The sequence below is a fragment of the Micromonospora sp. NPDC047521 genome (assembly GCF_055587305.1).
Genome location: NZ_JBVJGN010000008.1, coordinates 191,091 through 214,946, shown reverse-complemented (window position 1 = coordinate 214,946; position 23,856 = coordinate 191,091). Strand labels below are relative to the sequence as shown.

Below are 23,856 nucleotides of genomic sequence, written 5' to 3'. Positions count from 1 at the left end.
TCGACCGCCTGGTGGACGGCGGACCCGACGGTATCCACATCGACAGCCGCAGGACCGTCCCGTACGTGTCGACGTAACGGCGGTGACGGCAGGGCCGGCCGGACCGATCCGTCGGTCCAGCCGGCCCTGCCCCGGTTCCGTGGCCCCGGCCTGGCGCGTGGGGCGCCGGCCAGGGCCTGTCCGGATCACTTCACCGCATCGACAGCTGTCAGATCGAGGTCTTCCTGCGCCTTCGGCCTGGTCCGCTCACCCCACCGCGTCACGGCCGGCATCAGCAGGCTCGGCAGGAGGAAGAACACGCCGAGTCCGATCAGCCCGGGCACACCGAGGCTCAGAACCACACCGAGGAGCAGCGCCGGAGCGGCCGCGTTGCCGGTGCCGGCGAAGATCCCGCTGAAGCCGTCGTACTGTGCCTGCGCGTGCGGCGGAGGCAGTTTCAGGGCCACCGAGAAGAGGCCTGCCGTGTGCATGATCTCGCCGTAGCTGTGCAGCACCACTGCCGCGATCACCACCACCAGCGCCGCCCAGCTGGGCAGCCCGGCCGCAACGGCGAGCACGCAACAGCTGAGGAGGAAGGCCAGCCCGGCCCGCCGCCAGGCGAGCCCGCCCTGCCGGATCGTCTGCACCTGACTGCCGAGACGGACCTGGAGCAGGATGATGAAGACCGTGTTGATCGCCAGGGACACCGGGATGGTCCACCGCGGGGCGTTCGTGTTGTCGACCACCCAGAGCGGAAGCAACAGCGTGAGGACGTAGAACTGCGGGTGCATCAACGCCTTCAGAAGCGCGAACGTGACGTACGGCTTGTCACGCAGGGCGATCCAGCGCGGACCCGTGGCCGGCCTCGGAATCGGCTTGTAACGCGGCAGCCTGTCGAGAACCAACCAGGCGACCAGGAAGCTGAGCAGGTTGATGACGATGAGCGTGCGATACGCGTTGGCGGTGCCGAGCTGGATCGCGATGCCGGAGGGTATCAACCCGAGCGACAGGCCCACGTTCGTGACCGCGTAGATCGAGGAGCGGAAGGCTGGCGCGTCCTCGCCGGCCACCCGTCGCAACAGCGCTCCCTCGACAGTCCCGAGCGCATTCGACGCCACCAGGTGCACACAGGAGGCGACGAGGAAGCTGATGAAGTCGCCGATGAAGAGGATGCCCAGCATCGACACGGTCTCCACCAGCAGCAGGGCCCTGATCACCTGGACGGGCCCGCGCCTGTCGGCGAGTTCACCGAGCGGGAGAGCCATCACCAGCGCGGCGGTGAGCGCGATGGTCAGGCCCAGCCCGACCTGCGCGGCGGAAAGGCCCACGACGCGGGTGTAGTACAGCGGCAGGCTTCCAATCAGCAGCCCACTTCCGAACGTGTTGATGAGCGTGGCCACCACGTACAAGCGCTTGGGGCCCGGCTCGCTGGGAAAAAGGGAGCTGACAACGCGAACGGGATTCCATCGCGGCATGGCTCGGCCTCCGATCTCTGTGTCGGTCGCTGGCACACGATCTCGGATTCGGCCTCACGGTGACATCTCCGGGCTTGCCTGGCCGTACGCCCGCCCGGCGTCGGTTACGCCTGGCCGCCCAGGGCAGTCAGCTCGAGCAGGCTGTCGGCCTGGCTGAGCTCTTCGACGCGGCGGTCATAGGCGGAGTACGTGTGGAACACGTCGCCGCTGTCCCGGATGAAGCAACTCAGGCCGACGATCTCGACCGGGATCTCGCTCACGACAAGCTCGATCGGCGAGCCGGCAGCCAGGATCTGCGCCTTGGAGTCGAAGTTGTACATCACGGGGGCGACGCGCTCGTCCAACGTGGCGTGAAAGTCGTAGTTGAAGTCGCTACCGAACGACGAATACCACGGGAAATGCCACCGCTTCCATCCCGGGCTGGCCCTGAGCTTGGTCAGCGGCGCGCGGGACACGGCGACGAACGCCGTGTCCCGCGTCCGCATCGACGCCAGAAGTCCCGGATGGAGTCTTCCGGAGAACGCCGAGCAGCTCGGGCACGCGTCGTCCCAGTCCGGATCGAACATGAGGTGGAAGACGATCAGCTGACGGCAGCCCTCGAACAGCTCCGGCAGGGTCGCCCACCCACGGGCGCCCTCGAAGACGTAGTCCTTGTCGATCCGTACCATCGGCAGACGACGGCGGGCGGCGACCACCGCGGCATGCCGCGGGGGGAGCTGCTCCTCCCTGGCGAGGAGCGCCCTACGGGCCGTCAGCCATTGATCGCGGGAGACCACCTGCGGCAACACCATGAGCATCTCCTCTTCGGTTGATCGGGCCCATCAGACGCGGCCAACCTCGACCGCTGCCGACCCGTCGACCCCAGGGCCATCTGCCGTCGCCCGTCCGAGTCCAACGGGAAGGGTCAGCTGGCCAGCTGGTCGCGTCGGCGGGTGAGGTAGGCCCGTTCCGCGGGGTTGCCGGCGAGATCGATGGCCCGGTCGTAGGCCGTCCGCGACTCGCCGCCGCGCCCGGCTCGCCGGAGCAGGTCGGCGCGAGCGGCGTGGAAGGCGTGGTACCCGTCGAGGATCCCGGCGAGCCGGTCGATCTCAGCGAGCCCGACCAGGGGGCCGTCGACCTCGGCGACCGCGACCGCCCGGTTGAGCCGAACGATCGGCGACGGGTCGAGGAGCACCATGCGGCCGTAGATGGCGACGATCGTGGACCAGTCGGTGTCCCGGGCGGAGGGGGCGTCGGTGTGGACCGCGTTGATGGCGGCCTGGAGCTGGTAGCACCCGGGTGGGTCACCGCCGGTCGCCGTCGCCCTGACCCGTTCGTGGACCAGGGCTCTGCCCTCGGCGATGAGGGCGCGGTCCCATGCGCCGCGGTCCTGCTCGTCGAGGGTCACCAGTTCCCCGGTACGGGACACGCGCGCCGGCCGCCGGGCATCGGTGAGGAGCATCAGGGCGAGCAGGCCGGCCACCTCGCCGTCGTCCGGCAGGAGGGTCCGGAGCAGGCGGCCGAGGCGGATCGCCTCGTCGGTGAGGTCGACACGCAACGGGTCGTCGCCCTCGCTGGCGAGATAGCCCTCGTTGAAGATGAGGTAGACGACTGCGAGCACGCCGGCGAGCCGCTCGCGGATGTCGTCTTCCGAGGGCACCCGGTACGGGATGTGCGCCGCTTTGATCTTCGTCTTGGCGCGGGTGATCCGTCGCGCCATCGTCGTCTCCTGCACCAGGAAGGTGCGCGCGATCTCGGCGACGGTGAGGCCGCCGAGCAGCCGCAGGGTGAGCGCCACCCGGGCCTCGATCGCGAGCGCGGGGTGGCAGCAGGTGAAGATCAGCCTGAGTCGGTCGTCCTCGACCGGACCGGTCGGCTCAGGAGGGGTGTCGTCGTACACCATCAGGGCCTCCTGGTGCTTGGCGTCGCGCTGCAGCTCCCGACGGAGACGATCGATCGCCTTGCGGGTCGCGGTGGTGGCGAGCCAGCCGCCCGGGTTGGGCGGCACGCCGTCGCGCGGCCACCGCTCCGCCGCCGCCGCGAACGCCTCGGCCGCGGCCTCCTCGGCTATGTCGAGGTCGCCGAAACGGCGTGCGAGGCTGGCGACCACCGGTGCCCACTCCTCGCGGTGGGCACCGGTGATCGCCTGCTCGACGGTGGGGCCACTCACGGTTGCGGCAGCGTCCGATCGGATCCCTCGGTGCGGAAGGGACGCACCTCGACGGCGCCGCCGCACGCTCTCGACCCCTCGGCGGCGAGCACCAGGGCCACGTCGAGGTCGGCCGCCTCGACGACCCAGAAGCCGTCGAGTTGCTCCGCCGTCTCCAGGTAGGGCCCGTCAGTGAGGACCGGCTTGCCGCCCTGTCCGTCGACGGTGGTGGCCGTCGTCACGGGCTCCAGGCTGTCGGCGAAGACGAAGTGACCGTCCCTGCGGAGCCTCTCGGTGAAGGCGCCGGCGTCGGCGGACGCCTGCGGTGTGGCCTTCCCGGAGGGGCAGGTGCCGGACTCGGTGTGCTCTGCCGGTCCGTAGACGGACAGCAGGTACCTGGGCACCAGACTCACTTGTCTCCAGAACCGTTGAACCGGTTCTGCCCGGGATTCGGGAAGCGGTGCACCTCCTGCGGCCACTCGAGCGCGGTCGCCAGCTTGCCGGCCCAGTGCCGCGCCGCCTCGTCGTCAGCGACCTCGATGACGGCGAAGCCGCCGAGGTGCTCCTTGGTTTCCACGTAAGGGCCGTCGCTGAAGACGGGCTTGCCGTCGACCGACTCGACACTGCACACCGCGGTGGACTCGTCGAGCCCGCCGTTGCTGGAGATCAGGACACCCTCGGCCCGCATCTCCTCGATGACGGCCAGGACGGCTACGCCCTTCTTGCCCATCTCCTCCGCCGTGTGCGGACCCACCCACTCATCGTTGAAGGCGATCAGGTACTCCGTCAAGGTCGTCTCCTCTCATTGCCCGGACGAGGGCCTCTCCCGACTCCTCGTGCACGGCGGTCCGGCCGTCGCCGCCGTACGTTAGTTCTACGAACGGGTGCACCTTGATACGACACCATCCCGGCAACTCGTTTTCAAGCAGCCTCGAAGTAGAGCCTGAGGAAGGGGATCCCCCCGTCCTCCGAAGGGCCCTCGGCCCTGGTCACGGCATACGCCTGGCGCTGCGCGACGCCACCCGCGGGCACCCCCCGGATCACCGCCGGTGGCCCCAGCCGGCCTCGACCACGGCCCCATCCGAGCCCAACCGGCTCTCGAGGTCACCCGGGCAGAGTGATGACGGATCGTGTTGCTCTGCTCACGGAGGCCCCCATGAACAGTGCCATCAAGTCCGCCATCGCGCGCATCTGGGAGGGCTACAGCGAGCCGCTGTCGCTCGACGAGATAGCCAAGAGCGCAATCCTCAGCAGGTTCCACTTCTCCCGCGTGTTCCGGGCCGCGACCCGGGTCTCCCCCGGGAGGTACCTGTCTGCGGTCCGCATCTACCAGGCCAAACGCCTGCTCGCCACCACCTCGATGAGCGTCACGGACATCTCCCTGGCGGTCGGCTTCAACAGCCTGGGGTCGTTCACCAACCACTTCACCGACAGCGTGGGCACCTCGCCCAGCCGCTTCCGACGAATGTGGACCGAGGGCATCCGCGGGACACCCCAGCCCGAGGACGAGGCTCTGCCCGAGTCGGGCACCATCACCGGCACCGTCACCCTGCCGGCCGGGTACGCCACGGCACGCGTCTACATCGGCGCGTTCGACACCCCGATCATCCAGCGGCGGCCGGCGGCCTGGACCGTCGTCGAGGCCGAGGCCGGCACGAAGGCACGCTACTGCCTGCCCGACGTCTCCCCCGGGCAGTGGTTCGTCAGGGCTGTGGCGACGGCGGACAGCGTCGACCCGGAGCCCTGGACCCGACGCTCGCTGCTCCTGGGTGACGTCGATCCGGTCACCGTGGCGGACCGGTCCACCAGCATGGTCGGCATCGCGTTGCGGCCGAAGCGCACGACGGACCTGCCCATCCTCTACGCGATTCCCGACCTGGAGGCTCACCGTTCGGGCCGTCCCGTGCGGGCTGCGGCGGGCCGTACCGCCGAAGTGGCACCCCGGGGCAGATAGCGCGACGCGCGTCGGGACCGGTGGCGCGACGCGCGCCGGTCCCGACGCCGCGTGGGGCCGCACCACGGCGGTGACGCAGGCACACACGAAAAGGTCCGCCTCCGCGGCGCCCTCGGGCGCCCGCGGAGGCGGACCTCTGTGTACCTACCGCTTGGCGAACTGACCGGGACGGCGCCCCGGCCCGGCCGGCCCCCGGTACGCCTGGGCGACGTCGAGCCAGCGGTCGGCCTCCTCGCCCTGCGCGGTCAGGGACAGGTCGTCGCGGTGTCGACGGCGGCTGACCAGCAGGGCGAAGTCGACGGCCGGGCCGGTCACCCGCTGGGTCGCGTCCGGCGGCCCGAACTCCCAGACCACGCCCGAGGGACCGGTCAGCTCGACCCGGAACTCCTGAGTCGGCGGCGTCAACCCGTGCGCCTGGTAGCCGAAGTCGCGGGTACGGAAGCCGAACCAGGCCAGGTGGCCGATCCGGTCGGTCAGCTCGCGGGTCCGTCCCAGCGCGTCGGCGATGTCCTGCCCGTGGCCGAACAGCTCCATCATGCCGGCCGCGGCCAGCACCGACGGCGGCAGCGGGGTGACCAGCCACGGGACGGTGCCCGTCGGATCGACAGCGGCGAGCGCCTTGGCGGCGGTGTCGCGTTCCTGCCGCCACCTCTGCACGAGCGCGTCGGTGGGCAGCTGCATGTACGCGGTCAGGGCGTTGTTCACCGCCGCCTGGAAGTCCCGCCTGGCGTCGGCCACATGCTCGGCGAAAGCGTCCGGGTCGGTTGCCGACAGCGCGGCCAGGTGGGACACGAAGGCCAGGTGGGCGATCTGGTGCTTGACAGTCCAGCCCGGCGCCGGCGTGGCAGTGGACCACTGATCCGGGCTCAGCCCGGTCACCAACGCCTCGACGTCGTCGCCGTCAGCGATCAGATCATCGTAGACACTCGTCTGGTTCGACACGGATCCTCCTGATGTTCGGCTAAACCGAGGGGACTGACACGGGCTGGCCGTCACGGCCGTTCACCGCCACAGGTGTCCGGCGGCTGGCCCGCTCCCCCGGCGGCAGCGACCCGAGATACCTGACGTCGACGCCGCGGGACTGGGCGGCCCGGACGATGTGCGGCACGGCGCGCTCAGCGATCGCGGCGATGGTGAACGCCGGATTGACTGTCAACGCCCCGGGCACCGCCGAGCCGTCGGTCACGAAGATCCCCGGGTGGTCGCGCAGCTCGTTCGTGTCGTCCAGCGCCGAGGTCTCCGGGTCGTCGCCCATCCGGCACGACGCCAGCGGATGCACCGTGTACGCCCCGATGACCTCGTTGGTCCAGGGCATCACCCGGGCGAGGCCGTCGCGCTCCAGGATGTCGCGGATGTCCGCGTCGGCAAGGGCCCACCCGCGCCGGGTGTTGGCGGTCGGCTCGTACCGCAGGTTGCCCCGGCTGAGCATCTGCATGGAGATGCGGTCGGCGTTCCCGGTCTCCGGAGGAGGACCGAAGACGCCTTCGTTGTCGTCCTCGGACATGATGAAGATCGTCAGCCAGGACTGCCAGCGCCGCAGGATCTCCTTCTTGTCCAGCCCGAACCAGCTCGGTCCCTGCGCGTCGGGCGCCTGGGCGAGAATCGTGCCGAACCCCGGGGGGAAGTACAGCTGCTCCAACGAGTAGCGACTGAACTCGGGCAGCGAACCGTCGAGGCGGTCCCAGCTCGCGGCGGACGGCCCGCGACCGATCTGGTTGGCCGCGTACGCCAGGCCGTCGCCCCGGTCCAGTCCCAGGACGTCACGGACCCGATCCTCGTTGAGGATCGCCGTGTTGAGCCGTTCGCCGTTGCCGGAGAAGTAACGCCCGACAGCTTGTGGCATCGCCCCGAGGGTCTCCTCGGACCGCTGCAGGATGACCGGCGTCGCCGCAGCCCCGGCCGCCACCACCACCAGCTTCGCCTCGATGACACCCTCGTCGACCTGCACCCGGTAGTCGACCGGGTCGACCACCGTGTAGCGGACCAGGAAGTCACCGTCGGCGGACCGCTCGATGCGCTGCACCTCGTGCAGGGGCCGGATCTGGGCGCCGTGGTCGACCGCCGCCGGCAGGTAGTTCAGCAGCAGCGACCGCTTGGCGTCGAACTTGCAGCCGGACATCATCCAGTTGCAGTTGGTGCACAGGTCGGTGTCGATGGCCGCCGCGACCGGGTTGGCCGTACGACCGGCGTGGTCACAGGCCGCCGCGAACACGCCACCGGCGTACGTGACGTCGTCCCACTTGCTCTGGGTGATGGGCAGGGCCTGAGCCACCCGGTCGTACCAGGGCTCCAGCGCCTCCCGGGTGATGGACTTCGGCCACATCCTCCGGCCGAGGCTGCCCTCGCGTTCGAACACGAAGCGCGGGGCGCGGGGCATGGCCGCGAAGTAGACGACGCTGCCGCCGCCGACGCAGTTGCCGCCCAGCACGTTCATCCCCTCGCCCATGGTGAACTCGAACACCCGGGTCGACGACGAACCGAACTTGAAGTCGTGCTCGAACTCGTCGGCGGTCAGCCACGGGCCGCGTTCCAGGACGACGACCGAGGCGCCGCCGGCCGCCAGGTGGTACGCGGGGATCGCGCCGCCGAAGCCGCTGCCGATGACCAGGACATCGGTCCGTTCGTGGGCTGTCACTGCGGATCTCCTCTCGGGGTCGTCCGCGGGTGGATCGCGGCAAGGGCACGGCCATAGGAAAATCGGGGGAAGCGCCACGCACCGTCCGGGTCGGGTGGCATGAACCCCATCTGGGTCAGACCTGGGTGGCCGGCGGCGAGGGCGTCGGTCGTACTCATGTGGGCGCCGGTGTCCCAGGCCATCGCGCTGAACATGGCCAGCGCGACCCACAGCTCCTGCTCCGGGTGGCCGGGCGCCAGCAGTTCCCGGGCCAGGGCGATCCGGTCGGCGAAGGACAGCGCCACGAAGGGCGGCACCGCGGGATCCAGGTCGAGACCGGTCCGGGTGCCGTAGTCGCGGGCGTGCTCGTTGAGCCCCTCGGCCAGGCTGTCCAGGGTGCCCGCCAGCCCGCCCTCGGGTGAGAGCATCAGGTCCACGGCTCCGGAGGCGACGGCGCCGCCTCCGCTGGCCGCGCCGGCGACCGCGCGGTCGCCGGGATCACGCCGCTCACCGGGAATGATGGTGTCGGCGTACGCCTCCAGGGTCATCACCTGGTCGGCGGTCAGGGCGTCGAAGTTGTCCACGTACCTTCCTTTACGGCCGCGGCGTGTCGAACAGGCTGGGAAAACGCGTGGTGAGACCCAGGTCGCCGCGGGCCTTCATACGGCCCCGCAGGAACAGGATCTTGGCGTTGGCGTTGCCGGTGACCATCCTCAGGAAGTCGACCGGACCGAGGGTCAGGGTCAGACGGGCCGGGCGTGTGGGCTCCAGCGACGCCGTGAGCGTTCCCTGCGTGATGACCAGCTCCAGCGTGTCGGTGCCGCCGTCGGGACGCCCGGTCACCTTCCAGTGCACCACCGCGTCGAGGTCGCCGGCCCGGTCGGCCCGGAAGACCGCCGGCAGGTCCTCGACGATGTCGTGCACGATCGACGCGCGGCGTGGTGACTGCATCAGGGCCAGCAGCTCGCCTGTGGAGGCGGCCTTGACCTGTCGGGCAAACGCGAGCCGGTCCTGCAGCGGGCTCGTGTCGACTGGGCTCATCCGTCGAATCTCCTGTCGGGGTGCGCCACGGGTTGCACCGCCTGTCATCGGCGTCGGTGGGAACGAGGCGGTTGCCCTCGACCATGGCACCGCCGGCCGTGGTCGGCCCTCTCCCACCGTGCCGTCCGCACGAACACGAGTGCCGGACGCCTGGGCGCCCGGCACTCGTGTCCCGTCTCGAACGGAAGGACCGCCCTATCGCACGGCGATCCGTGAACGGTCGCGGACGAGTTCGGCAGCGGTGGCGAACGCGTCCGCCCCGTCCAACTCCCAGACCCGTACGGGCCGGGCCGACAGCACAGTCACCGCCCCCACGTATCCCGGCTCGGGCCGCAGGTCCACGATCTGTGCCGTCTCGACCAGCTCCGGCCGGTCGGTGAAGCCGGTCAGCCGCACCTGTCCGTGCGACGCCCCCACTGTCACGTTCGACATCGGGAGGCGTAGACCGTCGCCCGTCGCCTTGAGCACCGACTCCTTGCGGGTCCAGCAGTGGTAGAAGGCCTGGAGTCGGGCCGAGGGGTCCTCGATGGCGCTGAAGTCCCGGCGCTCGGCCTCGCCGAACACGAATCCCAGCATGTTGTCCATGTCCACGTCGGGGTCCACCTGCTCCACGTCCACCCCGACCGGCCCGTGCTCGTACAGCGCGACCGCGACCCGGTCGCCCGAGTGCGAGAGGGAGACGTTGGGTGTGCCTCCCACGACCTCGGGGCGGCCGTGCAGCCGTCCGCAGTCCGGGCACTCCCGCCGGAGCCACACATCGAAGGGATCACAACCGGCCCACCCGGCCACCGCGACCTTGACGAGCGCGGTGGCCGAGGTGAACCGTCGTCGCGCCACCACGTTGTGGAACGACTCGGCGCGGGCCCGTTCCGGTTCGCTGAGCAACTCCTCGCACCAGTCGGGCGCGTCCGTCGGGTCGATGCGCCACACACAGCAGTCCGTGGGGCGGACCGCCGCGCCTGTGTCACCGCCCGAGACACCTGTCGTCACGTCAGCTCGCGGGTGCCGGCGCGGCGACCGCCGGCCGGCGGCGCTCCCGCAGCCACTTCAGCCACCACATGGCGCCCCGGCCGAGGCAGACCAGTGTGGTCGCGAAGAACAGGGTGTACACGATGTTGAACTGCATCAGCACGCCGTACACGACGCCCACGCTCATGCCGAACATGAACTGGTGAAGCGGCTTGCTCGGGGTGGTACCGGGGTCGGTCACCATGTAGTTGGTGTAGAGCAGGAACGCCACACCTGTCATCGGCACCAGCGCCGCCCACAGGTTGACGTCCCAGACCCAGTGCCGCACCAGGGCCTGGATGACGAACGTGCCGACCCAGCCCAGGATCAGCGGGACCTTCTTGGTCAGTACGGCGTTCAGCACCGTACCGGCGGTCAGCAGAACGATCGGGATCATGATCCGGAACACGTCCGGAACATGCTCGGTGAAGTGGTACGGCGGGGCGATGTTGACCCAGGAGAACAGGACGAGGCTCATGGTGATGCCGAAGTTCGACGGGTTCATGAAGTGCCGCATCCGCCCCTTGATGGGTGCGACGAGGACCGCCTTCTGACCGACACCGATCACCACGGCTAGGGCGATCGGCCAGAACCTGTCGTTCGCGTACAGCAGCATGTTGACCGCGAGCGTGGTGATGTAGGCCGGTAACAGGAAGGTGAAGACACCCCACGCTCCATGCCCGGCGAAGGCCGGGGTGCTCCGGGTCGCCCAGGCGGCGATAAGCGCGATCACGATCTCCAGGCCCAGACCGATGGCCAGGGCGAAGAACGGCCAGGCCCACGGCTGCTCGAACCCGAGAACCGTGTAGCCCAGGATGTTGAAGATGCTCATCGAGATGGCGAAGTTCCGAAGCGCCAGGTAGCGCGGGTCCCGGCTGTCCACCCGTGGTGGCCGGCCGGCTCGCCTGTCCTCCGCGCGCCGCAGCGCCGGCGGCACCGGCACGTCCCTGGCCGGCGACGGGAGGGTGATGGTGCTGGATAGGTGGTTCTTGCCGCGCCCGTCACCTGTAGAGATGCTGTCCGTCGCCGTCATTTCGCTGCTACCTCCTTGACCTGGTCGGTCAGCATCAGGTCGTGCCAGCCGGCGGCCAGGTCGACCTTCTGCACCCGGGCGTTCCCCTGAAGGTCCCGCCAGCTGATCTCGGCCGACACCGGTTGCGAGCCCTGGTCGCCGAGACCGAAGAACACGTCGAAGCTCCGCTTGCCGGAGTGGCCGCCGCCGCCGTCGAGCTGGGCGACCTGCCGGCGGCCGTCGGCCGTGGTCACCACGACCTTGGCGCCGTACGCAGGGGTGCCGATCGGTCCGGCCGCGGCGCCGGCCGTGGCCGGTCGGTGCAGGCGCAGGCCCACGAAGTCACCACGGTCCGCGCTGTCGTTGCGGTAGAAGGCCGGCGCACCCCACTGGCGGGCGATGGCGAACTCCTGCCCACCGTCGCCGTCGGTGTCGGCGACCGCCACACCCCGGGTCGGGATCGGCACGTCCAGGCCGAGCTTGGCACTGATGTTGACGAACCGGTCGCCGTCGCGCACCCAGAACGCCATGGGCTCGTGCCCGGCGATGTCGTCACCCGGCTCGGCCTTGGGCCACATGTCCGGGTTCTCCAGCAGCAGGTCGTTGCTCATGGCCAGTTCCTGTAGCCAGTTGAACCGGTTGATGGTGCCCTTGACGAAACCGCAGGCCTGTACGACGGCCAGGTGGCCGCTGTTGTCGAAGTCGGCCATCTTGGAGTCCCAGCCCCAGCCGGTCCAGGCCATGTCGAGGTCGGCGGCCTCGTTGCGGAACGGCGCGATGCCCTTCTCCAGCTTGGCCTTGGCACCGGCCTCGCTGCTCTCGGTGTTGATCCAGGTGAGGTTGCTCTCCTCCAGACCCCACGGAGTGGTGATGTTGCTGACGAACGCGTCGAACTGGCCGTTGCCGTTCAGGTCACCGAACTCGATGGACATGCCCTTGAACGAGTCGTGCCCGACGACCAGGGACTTGGGCGTGAGCGCGTCCCGCTCGCCCTCCACCAACTCGAACCTGATGTCGCCCCTGGTGGACCGGTTGTGGAACATCCGGTCCTGACCGAAGTCGTTGGCCAGGTAGAGCTCGGGCAGCAGGTCGCCGTCGAGGTCGGCGGAGCTGGCGCCAAGCGTCCAGCCGGTCGCGAAGCGGGGGTTGATGGCCGGTTCCTCCTCGAAGGACACCGACGTCGCGGTCGCCCCGGTCCAGCGCAGGATGTGCGCGCCACCGGCGTTGGTGGCCCGGGACATGGAGTGGTTCATCTGGACGTTCGGCTGCCCGTGGGGGTCCAGCACGCCGCTTTCCGGGAAGTAGTTGAACACCCCGAGGTCGGGGTGCCCGTCGCCGTCGAAGTCGGCGACCGCGACGGCGTTGGTGTTCCACTGCTTGCCCTGGTAGGTGCCGCCGGGGCCGGTGGACGGCGCGATCAGTTCGGTGGGCTGGTAGCTGGCCAGGGTCAGCGGGCCCTGCTGGCCCCGGTGCAGGAACACCACGGGGGTACGCCCCCAGTAGTAGACCAACAGGTCGTTCCAGCCGTCACCGTTGTAGTCGCCCGGGACGCAGCCCATCGGCGCGATGACGTCGTTCATCGGCAGGGGGGCCGGGTTCAGCACGAAGGGCTGGTAGTTCTCGCCGCCGGCCGGGGCCGGGGTGACGATCGCCGCGTCGGTTCGCGTGTCGACGAGACAGAGGTCGTTCGCCACACCGCGACCGTCCAGGTCGTTGATGGAGATGGCGGCGCCGACCGACGAGATCCACGACCGGATGTGCTTGTACCTCGGGTTGACCACCCGCACCGACTTCTGCGGGAGGTTCTCCGGCAGCGCGATCGGCATTTCCGTGAACCGGAACTGCGAGGCCAGTGCGGCCTCGTCGGCTGCGGAAATTGAGGGCCGCTGAGCCACCACGAACAGCGTGGTGCACAGGACGAGGACGAATAGTGCTGGGGCGAGTCTGCGGACCACCGCGACTGGGCTCGATCGCATTGGATCCTCTCATCTCGACGGAGAAGGCGTCAGCCGACGCCGGACGGCGGCAGCGGTTCCTGCCGAGGAAATCGTGGGTTCTGCGCCGCGGGGCGTCTTCTCGCGAAATGCGCAATGGTCCGGTGGTGAACACGCCGAGGACCCGGCAGGCCACCGAAATGGCCGAGCCGGGTCCGCGGTTTGGAATGGGACGGAGTTTGTGAACCTGTCGGCGGCCGTGGCCGCCCGGTCGTGCCGGTCGGTCCTACGCGGCGCCGGTGGACCCCGGCTGGGCGGGCACCGTCTCCGGCGACTCGTCGGTACGCAGGAACTGGCCGTTGAGGAACAGCAGTGCGTCGTCGCCGGGTCGGCGCCACAGTGACAGCACCCGACCGACGTAGATCGTGTGGTCGCCCGCCTCGTGGTACTGCTCCAGCTCGCATTCGAGATGGGCGAGCGACCCGTCGATGAGCGGCGCGCCGCTGTACGCCCCCGGAGACCACGACACCGCGTTGAACTGATCCCGGCCGACCGGCCGCCGCTTGTCGGCGAAGTACCTGGCCAGCGCGCTCTGGTCGGCGGCCAGGATCGACACCGCGAAGGCCGGCCGCTGCTCCAGGACGTCGTGCATGAGGGCGTCGCGCCCGACGCAGACGAGGATCAGCGGCGGGTCGAGGGAGACCGCGGTGAAGGAGTTGGCGGTCATGCCGTGCGCGATCTCTCCACCCACCGTCACCACCGTGACGCCTGTGGCGAAGGCGCCGAAGACCCGGCGCAGTGACGCCTTCTCGTGGACCACGTCCTGGGTTGGCTGGAGCCTTTCCACATTCGCCTCCGGGGGCCGTCTAGGCATAGGGCTGCAGGGCCTTGGCCAGCGCCTCCGGCACGCGGGCCGGAGTCGTGCGGGTGTTGGGGCCCCGCATGCAGGCGACCCGTTGACTGCCGCGCGCGACGAGCGTCTCCCCGCTCCCGTCCACCCGCACGTAGTCGAAGCCGAACTGCACCTGGGTCTGCGCCAACTCGGTCAGGCGCATCCGGATGGACAGTTCGTCGAAGGCCGCCAGTTCGGCGAAGAACTCGCAGTCCACCTTGAGGGTGAACAACTTCAGGTCCTGCTGGAGATCTTCGAGGACCTCCGGCGCCCGGTCCTTGAGGAACATCTCCCGACACCGGCCCTGCCACCGCAGATAGTTGACGTAGTAGACGTTGCCGACCATGTTGGTTTCCTCGAACCCCACGGTGTGGCGATACTCGTAGTATTTCGTCACTGCCTATTCACGCCCTCCGCTGAGAATGGCCACGGCGACCGTTTCCGGTGCGCCGGACACCCGGGTGACAAAGGTGGCGACCTGGCGGTCACCGCATCCGAGCACGACCCATCCGACCGGTTCGGTCGAGACCAGGTGCCACTCGTCGGCGGCGGGCAGGCAGTCCAGGGCGGCCTGGATCCGCGTCGCCGCGGCGTCGAGCGGTTCCCCGGCGGCCTCGGCGACCTGACGTGCCAGCTCGATCCGGGAACCGAGCCGGTCGGCCCACTCCGCCGGGGTCTGGCGCGTCACCGGGGTGACCGCGCACCCGGTCTGGTCCGCGGCCGCGACGCACAGGGCGAGACCGGCGGCCGAACTGGCCGACACGTTCCGCTCCCCGGTGACCCGGGGCTGGCCGTCCCTGGTGTAGCGGACCTTCGTCGGCGCACCCAGTGCCCGACCGACCGCGATGGTGGTCGTCGACTGGGCCGGTCCCGCCGGAGCGGGTTCGACCGCGACCGAGACCGGGGAACCCAGCACGTCCCGCATCGCCCGTTCCAGGTAGCAACCGAGCAGGACCGGATGCCAGGGGCCCGAGCCGTCCTGCCTTCGTACGGCCCGCAGTCGCAGGCCCTCCCACCGTTCGACGACGGTGCCGGCCGCGTCGCGCAGCGCGATGTCGTACACGTAGGTGTCGCCGTCGCGTGAGCGTTCGGTGGCGCGGAAGCGCAGGGAGTCGGCGTCGAACATGGCCGGGCCGGCCGGCACGATCCGCTCGATGCCCTGGGGCAGCAACGTCGCGTCGGGTACGCAGACCTGGTTGCCGTGCATCATCGCGTCCCGCACACCCGGATCGCCGAGCAGCAGGGTGGACGGCAGGTAGGCGGCGAACCAGTCGGTCGCGGCGTCCGCCGCCACCGTGGCGTCCACGTCGCGCGCGGCGGCCAGGTGGTACGCGCGCAGGCGCTGGAACCGGCGTCCCTGGAACAGGACCGGACCGTAGAGGTCGGTCGCCGGGTCGAGTGGCACCTCGGGCAGGCCGGGTTCGACAGGTTCGGGTGCCCCCGCCGCCGGAGGTGTCGGCGTGAAGCACAGCCGGGCCCGGAAGTGGTCGGCGTTGAACCCGGTCTCCTCGCTGCGCAGCGCGACCTCCACGGTGTCCGGGCCGGTGACGACGGCCGCGATCCGGATCCGGGTGCTGCCGTGCGGCGGCACGACGATCGGTCGGAGGAACTCCGCGTTCTCGATCACCGGCGCGTTGACCGCACCGGTGACCGCCGTCGCGACCTGTGCCATGGCCTCCATGCCGAAGACCGCGGGGAAGAGCTGGTTGCCGTCGAGCAGGTGATCGGCCAGGTACAGGTCGGTTCCGTCGCTCAGCTCCACCTCGCAGATCAGCTCGACCCCGTGGTAGCGCACCACCGGGCGTTCGACGAACCGCAGCAGCGGCAGTTCCGGCTCGTCGTAGCGCATCGTGTCGATGCCGTGGGTCCGGCCGCTGATCACCACGGTGTTCGGGCTGTCCGGGTCGGCCAGCAGCCGACGGAGCACGGCGATCCCCTGCTCCGGTGGGATGGCGCTCACTCCGTCGCGGTCGAGTTTCTCGACCACGTCCAGCCGTTCGCCCATGCCGACGCCCGACCACACCGACCACTCGAGGCAGAGTGTGCGGCAGTGCGGATTCTGCCTGCCGAACTCGGCGGTGGCGTCGTCCAGCCATTCGTTCGCCGTGGCGTAGTGGGCCTCGCCGGGCAGTCCGGCGCGGCCGATGATGCTGCCCAGCGTGACGAGCAGGCGTACCTGTCCCGGGTCGACGGCGGCCAGCACCGCGCGCAGGCCGCCCACCTTCGGCGCGAGCGTACGGCCGATGGTGTCCGCCTGCAGGGTGAGCAGCGAGGCCGGCTCGTTGCGGCCGGCGCCGTGCAGCACCGCGGTGATCGGGCCGAGCGTCGCGGTAAGCGTCTCGACCGCACGCCTGGCCGACTCGGGATCGGTGACGTCGGCCCGGGCGTACTGGACTGTGACACCTGCCTGCGCCATCCGCTGAAGGTTCGCCGACAGTTCCGCGTCCTCCGCCGGGTCGGACCGGCCCAGCAGCGCGAGACTGGCCCCGCTGTCCTGGGCCATGGCCAGGGCGCACTCGGCGGTGATGCCCTTGCCGCCTCCGGTGACCAGCAGCACGTCCTGCGCCGCGAGGGCCTGGACGGTCCGGGCCGGTTCGAAGGGCAGCACCCGGAGGGTCGGGGTGCGGCGGGTGCCGTCCGCGTCGTAGAACACCTCGGTGAAGGACTCCGTCACGGCCGTCTCCGCCGTGACCCGTCCGACCGCCTGATCCGCGTCGGCCAGGTGGACCACCGTCACCCGGGTCTGCGGGGACTCCAGGTGCAGCGTCTTGGCGAACCCGGCCGCGCCCCGGCCCTGCTGGACCAGGACGAAACGGCGGTTCGGCGGGCCGGCGAGGACCACCTTGGCTCCGCGCAGGGCGAGTTCGATGTCCTGCTCGGCGCAGTCCGGTGGCAGGCAGACCAGCACGCCCGCGCCGACCCCGGCCCGCGTCAGGGCGGCGCTCAGGTCCTGCGCGTACGGGTGACCGGCCGGCGCGAAGACCTGCCACTCGCCGTCGGTGTCCCTTGCCGTCCGGGGCGGAATCGGTGTGACGTCCAGGTCCACCGACCAGGGGCGGACCCAAGGTGCCGCTCCGGCGGGCGCCACCGGAGCGGCCGCCTGGGCGGGTTCGGTGTCGCGGGCCATCGCCTCGTAGGCGTCCGCCAGCTCCCGTACGGTCGAGGTGGCGAAGTTGGGCGGTGTCTGCCCGACCGGGATCTTGAGCTGGGTTGCGACCTGGTTGACGATCTGACCCACGGTGATGGAGCTCAGGTGCAGGTCGTCGAGCAACCGGCTCTCCGGACGCACCAGGTCCAGTGGCAGCTCGGCCCGTTCGGCGGCGAGCCGCCGCAGCAGCTCCAGACTGGAGGTCGCGGCATCGCCGGCCACCGCCGCGCCCGCGCCGCCCGCCGGTGAGTCCGTCGGGGCCTGGACCGACGGCGCCGCGACGGCCGGCTGGACCGGTACGTCGATGTCGAGTGCCGGGACCGCCTCGCAGGGACTGGCGAAGAACGACTGCCTGGCCCCGATCTCCAACGGCTTGAGCAGCCGGCCGTGGAACAGGCTCGAGTCGACCTCGGCGGCGCCGACCACGAACGCCGCCCCGACCACCCGCAGCACGCCGGTCAGCGACTCGTCGTCGCTGTCCAGGGCCACCGCGCGCAGGTCGGCGGCCGTGGCGAGCCCGGTGAGCACCCGGCCGGGACCGACCTCGATCAACAGGTCGACCTCCTTGCCCACCTGCGCGAGAGCCTGCTGGAACAGCACCGGATCGGTGATCTGGTTGCGCAGCAGCCCGGTGAGGTCCGCGTCGGCCGGCAGCAGTTCGCCGGTCACCGAGGACATCACCCGGCCGGTCAGCGGCGCCCAGGTCTGGCCGTCGAGCGCCGCGGCGAACACCCCTGCCGCCTTCGCGACAAGCGGCGAGTGGAACGCGTGCGACACCGGCAGCCGCCCGGCGACGTAGCCGGCTTCGCGGGCCCGGACACAGGCCGCCTCGACGGCCTGGACGCGCCCGGCGATGACCGTCTGCTGCGGGCTGTTGTAGGCGGCGATGACGACGTCCGTGCCGTCGATGATCTGCTCGACCTCGACCGCCGGGGCGCTGATCCTGGCCATCGTGCCGGTCACGCCGTGCTCGCTCATGGCCTGGCCGCGCTCGGCGGCGAGCCGTAGCAGCGCGTCCTCGTCAAGGGCCCCGGCCCAGTGCAGGGCCGTGAGCTCGCCGAGGCTGTGACCGAGGGCCACCGAGGCGTGCAGCCCGAGCGAGGCCAGGACCCGCAGACCGGCGATCGACCCGGTGACGATCCGGGGTTGCGCCACCTCGGTGGCCACGGTGTCGCGGTCGGCCGGCAGGGCGGCCTTTGCGTACACCGCGTCCGCCTCGGTGAAACGGCGTCGCATCGCGCCGCCGCTGGTCCCCTGCCCGGAACCCTGGCCGGGGAACAGGAAGCCGACCTGACCCCGCCGGGCGAAGTACCCGAGCAGCGTCCGCCCGTCGGCGCTGAAGCTTGTCGTCTCGCCAGCCTCGACCTTCTCCAGCAGGCTCCGCAGGCGGTTGGTGGCGTCCGCAGGCGAGTTGGCCACCACGGCCGCGCGGAACGGCAGGTCACGCAGCCGCTGGTGCAGGGTCGCGGCCAGGTCTCCGAGCTGGGCGTACGAGATCACCGGCACGAAGTCGACGAGCTCCCGCAGCCGGTCCGACAGTTCGGTGGCCGACGCCGCGTCGATCAGCAGCAGCTCGTGGTCCTGGATGGCGGTGGCCATGGCGCGGGTCCGCACATCGAATCCGTTGCGCCGCTTGGTGTTCTCCAGCACGACGTGGGTGTTGATGCCACCGAAGCCCATGGCGGTCACGCCGGCGCGGACCGGGCCGGTGGCCGGCCACGGCTCGGCCTGACGCAACACCCGGAGCGTCGCGTCCGGTGCGGTCAGCAGGTCGTGGGGATCGCTACAGCCCAACGCCGGCGGCAGGACCTGGTGGTGCACGGCCATCGCGGCCCGGATCAGACCTGCCACACCGGCGGCGGCCTTGGTGTGGCCGATCATCGCCTTGACCGAGCCGACCACTGCCGGCGTCCCGGTGGCACCGGCCGCCCGCCGCGCCTCGGACAACGCGCGCAGCTCGGTCGCGTCGCCGACGGAGGTGCCGGTGCCGTGACCCTCGAACATGCTTACCGTCTCGACACCGAACCCGGCGCGCTCGTACGCCCGCTGCATCGCCAGTTGGTAGCCGCTGAACTCCGGCCGGGTCATGCCACCCTTGCCGTCGGAGGACATGCCCCAGCCGGCCACTGTGGCGATCACCCGCTGGTTGCTGCGCAGGGCGTCCTCCTCGCGCATCAGGACGATCATGCCGCAGCCCTCGCCGGGCCAGAACCCGTTCGCTCCCCGGTCGTAGACCTTCATCTCGCCACGGGCCAACGCCCCGGTCTTGGCGAAACCGATCATCTCGAACGGGTCGATCGACAGGTCGACCCCGCCGGCCACCGCCACGTCGACCACACCGTCGACCAGGTTGTTGCAGGCGGTGGCCACCGCCAGCAGCGACGACGAGCAGGCGCCGTCGACGGTGAAGCCACCGCCGTTGAGGTCGAAGTAGTTGCAGATGCGGCCGGCGATCGTGTTCGACAGACCGCCGGCGAGGGTGTCCTCGTCCACCTCGGGGAAGGGTGCCTTGTAGACGCCCTCCAGCTTGGCGATGAACGCGCCGAGCCGATCGTCGTCCCAGCCCTCGCGGCGCAGCGCGGCGGCGACCGTACGCCTGACGAACGGCCAGCGCAGCCGCATCTGACCGGCGCGGGAGAACTCACCGGTCAGGCTGTTGCCGACGACGACGGCCGTACGCTGGCGGGGCAGCCCCTCGCCGCCGGGGAAACCGGCGTCGGCCAACGCCTGCGACGCGACATCCAGGGCGAGCCAGTGGGTCAGGTCGGTCGACCGGTACGTGCTGCCGGCGACCTTGAAGGCCAGCCGGTCGAACTCGTAACCCTCGATGACGGCGGCCATCCGGGCGTAGAACCGGTCTGGTGCGTCCGGGTCGGCCGACCAGTAGTCGTCGAGGTTCATCCGCTCCGACGGCAGTTGGCGGAACGCGCGTCGCCCGGCGACGGCGTTCTCCCACAACTCGCGTGGGCTGTTGGCATCGGGGTAACGGCAGGCCATACCGACAATAGCGATCCGGGTCATTTTTGCTCCGTGGCGGTTTGTTCGTAGTGTCCGGAACGAGCAAAGGCATCCGAAATCCGTTGGCGCCAGACTTCGAACGCCGGTACCTGGTCGTCGCCCGGAAGGTCCACCATCGCCTCATCGGTGACCTTCTGCGCCAGCGCCACCGGCTGGCCACAGAGGATCCGGGTGGCCGTCTCGTTGTGCGGGCAGACCAGGTTGGCTCTGGCGCGGGCACCTGCCGCGAAGGCGGCGCCCTGCGCCAGCTGGGGTCGATAGTCCTTGGCCTGCTCCCACAGGGCGGTCAGTTCGGCCTCCGTGGCGCCACCGGCGTAGGTGGCGGCGAGCCCGATGCCGCTGTAGAGGTCGGCCCACCGCTGGCGGGGGTAGCGCTCGACCAGGCCGATCACGACGTCGACGTCGGTGCCGCCGATGAACCAGAGCGCACGACCGATGCCCTGGTCGATGGCCCGTGCGGCGTAGTCCCGCGCGGTCCCGTCACGCCACGGGATCGAGCTGTCCTCGTACCTGTCGTAGACGTACCGCTCGGTGCGGAAGTAGGCCTGGTGGAACCCGTAGCCGTCGAGCACCAGCCAGCGCAGCAGCGGATCGGGCGCGTGCAGCCTCGACCAGCAGATCCGGGGCAGTCGCGCCATGGCCCACCCGACGCCGACGTACGCCATGTAGATGTGGTCGGCGCCGGAGCCGGCCAGATAGCGTTCGACATTGCGCCCGCCGGGGCGCATGCCGTCGCGGATAGCGAAAGCCATGGCGGCGCCCTCATTGGCGAAACCACGGAACCGGGGGGTTATGGCCGCCAGCGGCGCTTCGGCGTCAGCCGGTGTCCGAGCCTGGGCGGCGATTCCGAAGCCGTCAAGAAATGTGCCACCGACGGTCTCCAGCAGCGTGCGCGCCTCGGGGCTCTTGACGTGGAATCCGCGGACATCCATCCTGGTGGCGGATCGGTTGGGTGTCATTACCTTGCGGCGAATCACTCGAAGAGCGTTCATCGGTGGGCTACTCCTGTGCCACTAGGCCGACATTGGAAAGCGTTGTACGCCTCGCCATCTACCTGAGCCTGGCAAGACGTCGCTGAAGTGTCTTCTTTGGTGTTGCCGAGGGCCGGCCGGGTCTAACGGTCGGATCCGGGCCGAAATCCGCAAAGGCGGAAACGGTCCGGATGCGATACCGCATCCGGACCATTCAATGCGGCCGGTGGCCACCGGGAGATGCCGTGGGCCAGCTGGTGGACCCGGCACACGGCCTAGGGCCGGTGGGGCTGGGGCCGGTGGATGAGCATGACCAGCAGCGCGATGACGGATCCCGCGGCGACGACGGTGAGCACGACGCTCAGCGGATCGCTGCCGAAGTGGTCGTGGCCGCCGGCGGCCGGTCGCGCGGCGTCGGCGGGCGCCTCGGGGGAGGCGATCGACGAGGACACCCGGAAACGGTTGGTGCCGGTGAAGGTACGGCCGTCGGTCAGGACGACGTGGTAGGCGAGCACGTAGTCACCGTCGGCCTGGATGGTCACCGACTTGTCGATCTTCGCGCCGGACACCACAGGCGCGCCGGACGGCACCAGGTGGCCGCCGTCGTCGGAGACCCCGATGTGGATCTGCGCGGGCCGCACCGCCTCGTCGAAGGTGAGCGACACCTGGCGGGGCGGCTCGCGCAGGGCCGCGCCGTCGGCCGGGTAGACCGGCCCGAGGTCGGCGCCCCGGCTCCCGGCGTACATCAGCACGCCGATCGCGACGACGACGACCGCTCCGGCCGCCGCCGCGAGCCGCCCCCACCGGGTGGTTCCGTTCATCGCCGTCAGACCCGGACCAGCTCGCGGGCGCACGTGCAGGTGGTGAGCTCCCGCTCGGCGGGCTTGGGGCGCAGGTGGAAGTACATGGCCACCACCATCGGGACGAAGACGACGGTGTTGTAGAACAGGTGCAGCTCGACCCGCGGGTAGAAGTACTGAAGGATGCTGGTCGGCACCGCGGCGCCGAACAGGTAGCTGTGCGTCTGCGCCTGGATCAGCAGCAGCAGGTGCTCGATGTGGTGCCAGAACTGGATGGCCAGCGCCACGGTCCACCACGTCCGGGCCCGGCCGACGAATCCGTCGCGCAGGGCGAACAGGCCGATCAGCATCACGATCGCGTAGCCGTAGTGCAGCAGCTCGGACGAGACGAGCCACGGATAGAACTGGCCGAGAACACCCCGCGCCTGCGGGCGCGGCTGGTTGAAGGCCCAGATCTGCGCAGCCTGCACCAGGTGCTCGGCCCAGTGGGCCAACACAATGAACATGAACACACCGAGCGTCAGTCGATGACCCGCCCCGTTCATCCAACTGACAGAACGCTGGTTGTTTCTCGCTAGCGTGGCCACATGCCCCTCCGCACCATTTTGAAGGCACCCGACGGCGCCGACTCAACGATGGGATCATACCGGCGGCGACCCATCTCGTAAATTGCTCCGATGCGTACCGGACGGCCGTCGTATTGGCAGTTGTAAGTCGCAATACCGGTCACTCGGCAGCTTGTGCAAGCATTTTTCCCTGCCCGTCGGCGCACTGCGCGCAAGAATCGACGGACTGCCCACCACCATGCCAAAACGGGTGATTACACACCTGCGGCAGTGCGTTTTTATCCCGGATTGCCGGCCCGTCCGGAGCAGGAGCAATCTGGAACAGTCCACCGGCCCGATTCGGCCAGACAATGGCGTCCATGACTCTGCATGATCACCGCCAGGCAATCACCGTGCCGCCGAGCAGCGGGCCCCAACGCCGGGGCCGGATCATCCTCGGCAGCGTCGTGGCCGGCGTGCTGCTGGCCATCCTCTGGTCGTTCGAGTTCGTCGACCACGTCATCGGCGACAACGTCGCCAACACCCTGCTCGGCCACGACGCCAAGGCCACCGCCATCGGCGGCACACTTGCCGGCCTCGCGTTCGCGTTCGTCTCCGGTCTGGCCGGCACGTTCACCGCCTGCAACATCGCGATGGCGGCGTCCATCGGCCCGATGAGCCAGGCCAGCGCCGACTCCCCCACCCGCAGCGGCCTGCGCAGCATGCTCAAGCCGGTGGGATGGCTGACTCTCGGCATGGTGACGGTCTCCGGTGTCTACGGTTTCGTCGGAGTGCTCATCGGCGATCGACTGCCGCAACTGTCGACCGAGACGGCCGGCGGCATACCCGTACGCCTCTGGCAGTCGATTGTGGTGTTCGGCCTGGTGGGTCTGGCCTTCGTCTACCTGGGGCTCGCCGCGCTCGGCATCCTCCCCGACCCCTTCGCCCGGCGCCCGGTAGCCCGCGTGGTCACCCTCGGCGCGCTCGTCGGCGCCTTCCTCATCGGCCGCCCGTATCCGCTGTTCAACAAGCTGTTCCACTGGGCCGTCGACAGTGGCAACCCGCTGTACGGCGCCGGGGCCTTCATCCTCCAGTCCCTGGGCAACATCGTCATCGTGGCGGCCCTGTTCAGCCTGATCGTGCTGCTCAGCCGGGGGCGCGCCATCGCCTGGCTGTCCAGCGACCCGGCCCGCACCGTCGCGGTGACCGGCGCGCTGCTGATCGCCCTTGGCGTCTTCACAGTCGTCTACTGGGACGTCCGGCTGCCCGCCATGTTCGGGCACGGATGGTTCCCCACGATGCCGTACAACAACTGACCAGGAGACGCCGGCCGGCGG

General features: G+C 70.0%; 21 protein-coding genes. 2 read left to right on the top strand and 19 right to left on the bottom strand.

Features of this window, described 5'->3' with window-relative positions; all coding sequences use genetic code 11:
* Window positions 1–185: 185 nt before the first annotated feature.
* From ACZ6N8_RS19420 to ACZ6N8_RS19400, 5 genes are all read right to left on the bottom strand, one after another.
* On the bottom strand, window positions 186–1,382 hold the full coding sequence (locus ACZ6N8_RS19420; RefSeq protein ID WP_466011639.1) for an MFS transporter: 1,197 nt from the start codon (window positions 1,380–1,382) through the stop codon (window positions 186–188).
* A 176-nt stretch (window positions 1,383–1,558) separates the two neighbouring features.
* Window positions 1,559–2,245 carry a DUF899 domain-containing protein gene (locus tag ACZ6N8_RS19415; RefSeq protein ID WP_466011638.1) on the bottom strand — a complete coding sequence of 229 codons (687 nt, stop codon included), beginning with the start codon at window positions 2,243–2,245 and terminating at the stop codon, window positions 1,559–1,561.
* Between the two features lie 113 nt (window positions 2,246–2,358).
* Window positions 2,359–3,603: an RNA polymerase sigma factor gene (locus tag ACZ6N8_RS19410; RefSeq protein WP_364363112.1), complete on the bottom strand. Its 1,245-nt coding sequence runs from the start codon at window positions 3,601–3,603 to the stop codon at window positions 2,359–2,361.
* A complete protein-coding gene (locus ACZ6N8_RS19405; RefSeq protein WP_364363109.1) occupies window positions 3,600–3,995 on the bottom strand; it encodes a YciI family protein in 396 nt (131 codons plus the stop codon). Before ACZ6N8_RS19405 ends, ACZ6N8_RS19410 begins: the two co-directional genes overlap by 4 nt.
* A complete protein-coding gene (locus tag ACZ6N8_RS19400; RefSeq protein ID WP_364363106.1) occupies window positions 3,992–4,372 on the bottom strand; it encodes a YciI family protein in 381 nt (126 codons plus the stop codon). The genes ACZ6N8_RS19405 and ACZ6N8_RS19400 overlap by 4 nt, the downstream gene beginning before the upstream one ends.
* Before the next feature lie 366 nt (window positions 4,373–4,738).
* Between ACZ6N8_RS19400 and ACZ6N8_RS19395 the strand changes: the two genes are divergently transcribed.
* On the top strand, window positions 4,739–5,536 hold the full coding sequence (locus ACZ6N8_RS19395; RefSeq protein WP_466011637.1) for a helix-turn-helix transcriptional regulator: 798 nt from the start codon (window positions 4,739–4,741) through the stop codon (window positions 5,534–5,536).
* Window positions 5,537–5,680: 144 nt separating this feature from the next.
* On the opposite strand, the gene ACZ6N8_RS19390 is transcribed toward ACZ6N8_RS19395, so the two are convergent.
* From ACZ6N8_RS19390 to ACZ6N8_RS19325, 14 genes are all read right to left on the bottom strand, one after another.
* Window positions 5,681–6,478, bottom strand: coding sequence for a TIGR03084 family metal-binding protein (locus ACZ6N8_RS19390; protein WP_466011635.1), 798 nt, complete (start codon window positions 6,476–6,478; stop codon window positions 5,681–5,683).
* Window positions 6,479–6,497: 19 nt separating this feature from the next.
* Window positions 6,498–8,171 (bottom strand): GMC family oxidoreductase N-terminal domain-containing protein, encoded by a 1,674-nt coding sequence (locus tag ACZ6N8_RS19385; RefSeq protein WP_466011634.1) that lies wholly within the window; start codon window positions 8,169–8,171, stop codon window positions 6,498–6,500.
* Window positions 8,168–8,698 (bottom strand): DUF5987 family protein, encoded by a 531-nt coding sequence (locus tag ACZ6N8_RS19380; RefSeq protein WP_466011780.1) that lies wholly within the window; start codon window positions 8,696–8,698, stop codon window positions 8,168–8,170. Before ACZ6N8_RS19380 ends, ACZ6N8_RS19385 begins: the two co-directional genes overlap by 4 nt.
* A 46-nt stretch (window positions 8,699–8,744) precedes the next feature.
* On the bottom strand, window positions 8,745–9,101 hold the full coding sequence (locus ACZ6N8_RS19375) for an SCP2 sterol-binding domain-containing protein (protein WP_387123374.1): 357 nt from the start codon (window positions 9,099–9,101) through the stop codon (window positions 8,745–8,747).
* Between the two features lie 285 nt (window positions 9,102–9,386).
* On the bottom strand, window positions 9,387–10,181 hold the full coding sequence (locus ACZ6N8_RS19370; protein ID WP_466011633.1) for a 4'-phosphopantetheinyl transferase family protein: 795 nt from the start codon (window positions 10,179–10,181) through the stop codon (window positions 9,387–9,389).
* Window position 10,182: 1 nt separating this feature from the next.
* Window positions 10,183–11,232 (bottom strand): enediyne biosynthesis protein, encoded by a 1,050-nt coding sequence (locus tag ACZ6N8_RS19365; RefSeq protein ID WP_466011631.1) that lies wholly within the window; start codon window positions 11,230–11,232, stop codon window positions 10,183–10,185.
* The gene (locus ACZ6N8_RS19360) at window positions 11,229–13,187 is read right to left on the bottom strand and encodes a CRTAC1 family protein (RefSeq protein WP_466011629.1); all 1,959 of its coding nucleotides are present in this window, start codon (window positions 13,185–13,187) and stop codon (window positions 11,229–11,231) included. Before ACZ6N8_RS19360 ends, ACZ6N8_RS19365 begins: the two co-directional genes overlap by 4 nt.
* A 244-nt stretch (window positions 13,188–13,431) precedes the next feature.
* On the bottom strand, window positions 13,432–14,019 hold the full coding sequence (locus ACZ6N8_RS19355) for a flavin reductase family protein (protein WP_466011627.1): 588 nt from the start codon (window positions 14,017–14,019) through the stop codon (window positions 13,432–13,434).
* Complete coding sequence (locus ACZ6N8_RS19350; protein ID WP_364363082.1) at window positions 14,012–14,434, bottom strand: acyl-CoA thioesterase; 423 nt, start codon at window positions 14,432–14,434, stop codon at window positions 14,012–14,014. Before ACZ6N8_RS19350 ends, ACZ6N8_RS19355 begins: the two co-directional genes overlap by 8 nt.
* Before the next feature lie 3 nt (window positions 14,435–14,437).
* Window positions 14,438–20,206, bottom strand: a complete 5,769-nt coding sequence (locus ACZ6N8_RS19345; RefSeq protein WP_466011625.1) for a type I polyketide synthase — start codon at window positions 20,204–20,206, stop codon at window positions 14,438–14,440.
* Entirely contained in the window at window positions 20,203–21,195 is a 993-nt protein-coding gene (locus tag ACZ6N8_RS19340; RefSeq protein ID WP_466011624.1) for a DUF1702 family protein, read from the bottom strand. Before ACZ6N8_RS19340 ends, ACZ6N8_RS19345 begins: the two co-directional genes overlap by 4 nt.
* Window positions 21,196–21,449: 254 nt before the next feature.
* The gene (locus tag ACZ6N8_RS19335) at window positions 21,450–21,995 is read right to left on the bottom strand and encodes a copper resistance CopC family protein (RefSeq protein WP_466011622.1); all 546 of its coding nucleotides are present in this window, start codon (window positions 21,993–21,995) and stop codon (window positions 21,450–21,452) included.
* Window positions 21,996–22,000: 5 nt separating this feature from the next.
* Complete coding sequence (locus tag ACZ6N8_RS19330; RefSeq protein ID WP_466011620.1) at window positions 22,001–22,480, bottom strand: hypothetical protein; 480 nt, start codon at window positions 22,478–22,480, stop codon at window positions 22,001–22,003.
* 220 nt (window positions 22,481–22,700) lie between these two features.
* Window positions 22,701–22,901 carry a hypothetical protein gene (locus ACZ6N8_RS19325; protein WP_466011618.1) on the bottom strand — a complete coding sequence of 67 codons (201 nt, stop codon included), beginning with the start codon at window positions 22,899–22,901 and terminating at the stop codon, window positions 22,701–22,703.
* On the opposite strand from ACZ6N8_RS19325, the gene ACZ6N8_RS19320 reads away from it, so the two are divergent.
* Entirely contained in the window at window positions 22,900–23,835 is a 936-nt protein-coding gene (locus tag ACZ6N8_RS19320) for a hypothetical protein (protein WP_364363069.1), read from the top strand. The genes ACZ6N8_RS19325 and ACZ6N8_RS19320 overlap by 2 nt on opposite strands.
* Window positions 23,836–23,856 lie beyond the last annotated feature (21 nt).

Bases quoted from the DNA above. Each gene is read 5' to 3' on its own strand.
- ACZ6N8_RS19415 (WP_466011638.1), bottom strand. From the start codon at position 2,245: ATGGTGTTGCCGCAGGTGGTCTCCCGCGATCAATGGCTGACGGCCCGT.
- ACZ6N8_RS19395 (WP_466011637.1), top strand. From the start codon at position 4,739: ATGAACAGTGCCATCAAGTCCGCCATCGCGCGCATCTGGGAGGGCTAC.
- ACZ6N8_RS19380 (WP_466011780.1), bottom strand. From the start codon at position 8,698: ATGACCCTGGAGGCGTACGCCGACACCATCATTCCCGGTGAGCGGCGT.
- ACZ6N8_RS19375 (WP_387123374.1), bottom strand. From the start codon at position 9,101: ATGCAGTCACCACGCCGCGCGTCGATCGTGCACGACATCGTCGAGGAC.
- ACZ6N8_RS19365 (WP_466011631.1), bottom strand. From the start codon at position 11,232: ATGACGGCGACGGACAGCATCTCTACAGGTGACGGGCGCGGCAAGAAC.
- ACZ6N8_RS19360 (WP_466011629.1), bottom strand. From the start codon at position 13,187: ATGCGATCGAGCCCAGTCGCGGTGGTCCGCAGACTCGCCCCAGCACTA.
- ACZ6N8_RS19355 (WP_466011627.1), bottom strand. From the start codon at position 14,019: ATGCCTAGACGGCCCCCGGAGGCGAATGTGGAAAGGCTCCAGCCAACC.
- ACZ6N8_RS19345 (WP_466011625.1), bottom strand. From the start codon at position 20,206: ATGACCCGGATCGCTATTGTCGGTATGGCCTGCCGTTACCCCGATGCC.
- ACZ6N8_RS19340 (WP_466011624.1), bottom strand. From the start codon at position 21,195: ATGAACGCTCTTCGAGTGATTCGCCGCAAGGTAATGACACCCAACCGA.
- ACZ6N8_RS19335 (WP_466011622.1), bottom strand. From the start codon at position 21,995: ATGAACGGAACCACCCGGTGGGGGCGGCTCGCGGCGGCGGCCGGAGCG.
- ACZ6N8_RS19330 (WP_466011620.1), bottom strand. From the start codon at position 22,480: ATGTTCATTGTGTTGGCCCACTGGGCCGAGCACCTGGTGCAGGCTGCG.
- ACZ6N8_RS19320 (WP_364363069.1), top strand. From the start codon at position 22,900: ATGACTCTGCATGATCACCGCCAGGCAATCACCGTGCCGCCGAGCAGC.
- ACZ6N8_RS19325 (WP_466011618.1), bottom strand. From the start codon at position 22,901: ATGGACGCCATTGTCTGGCCGAATCGGGCCGGTGGACTGTTCCAGATT.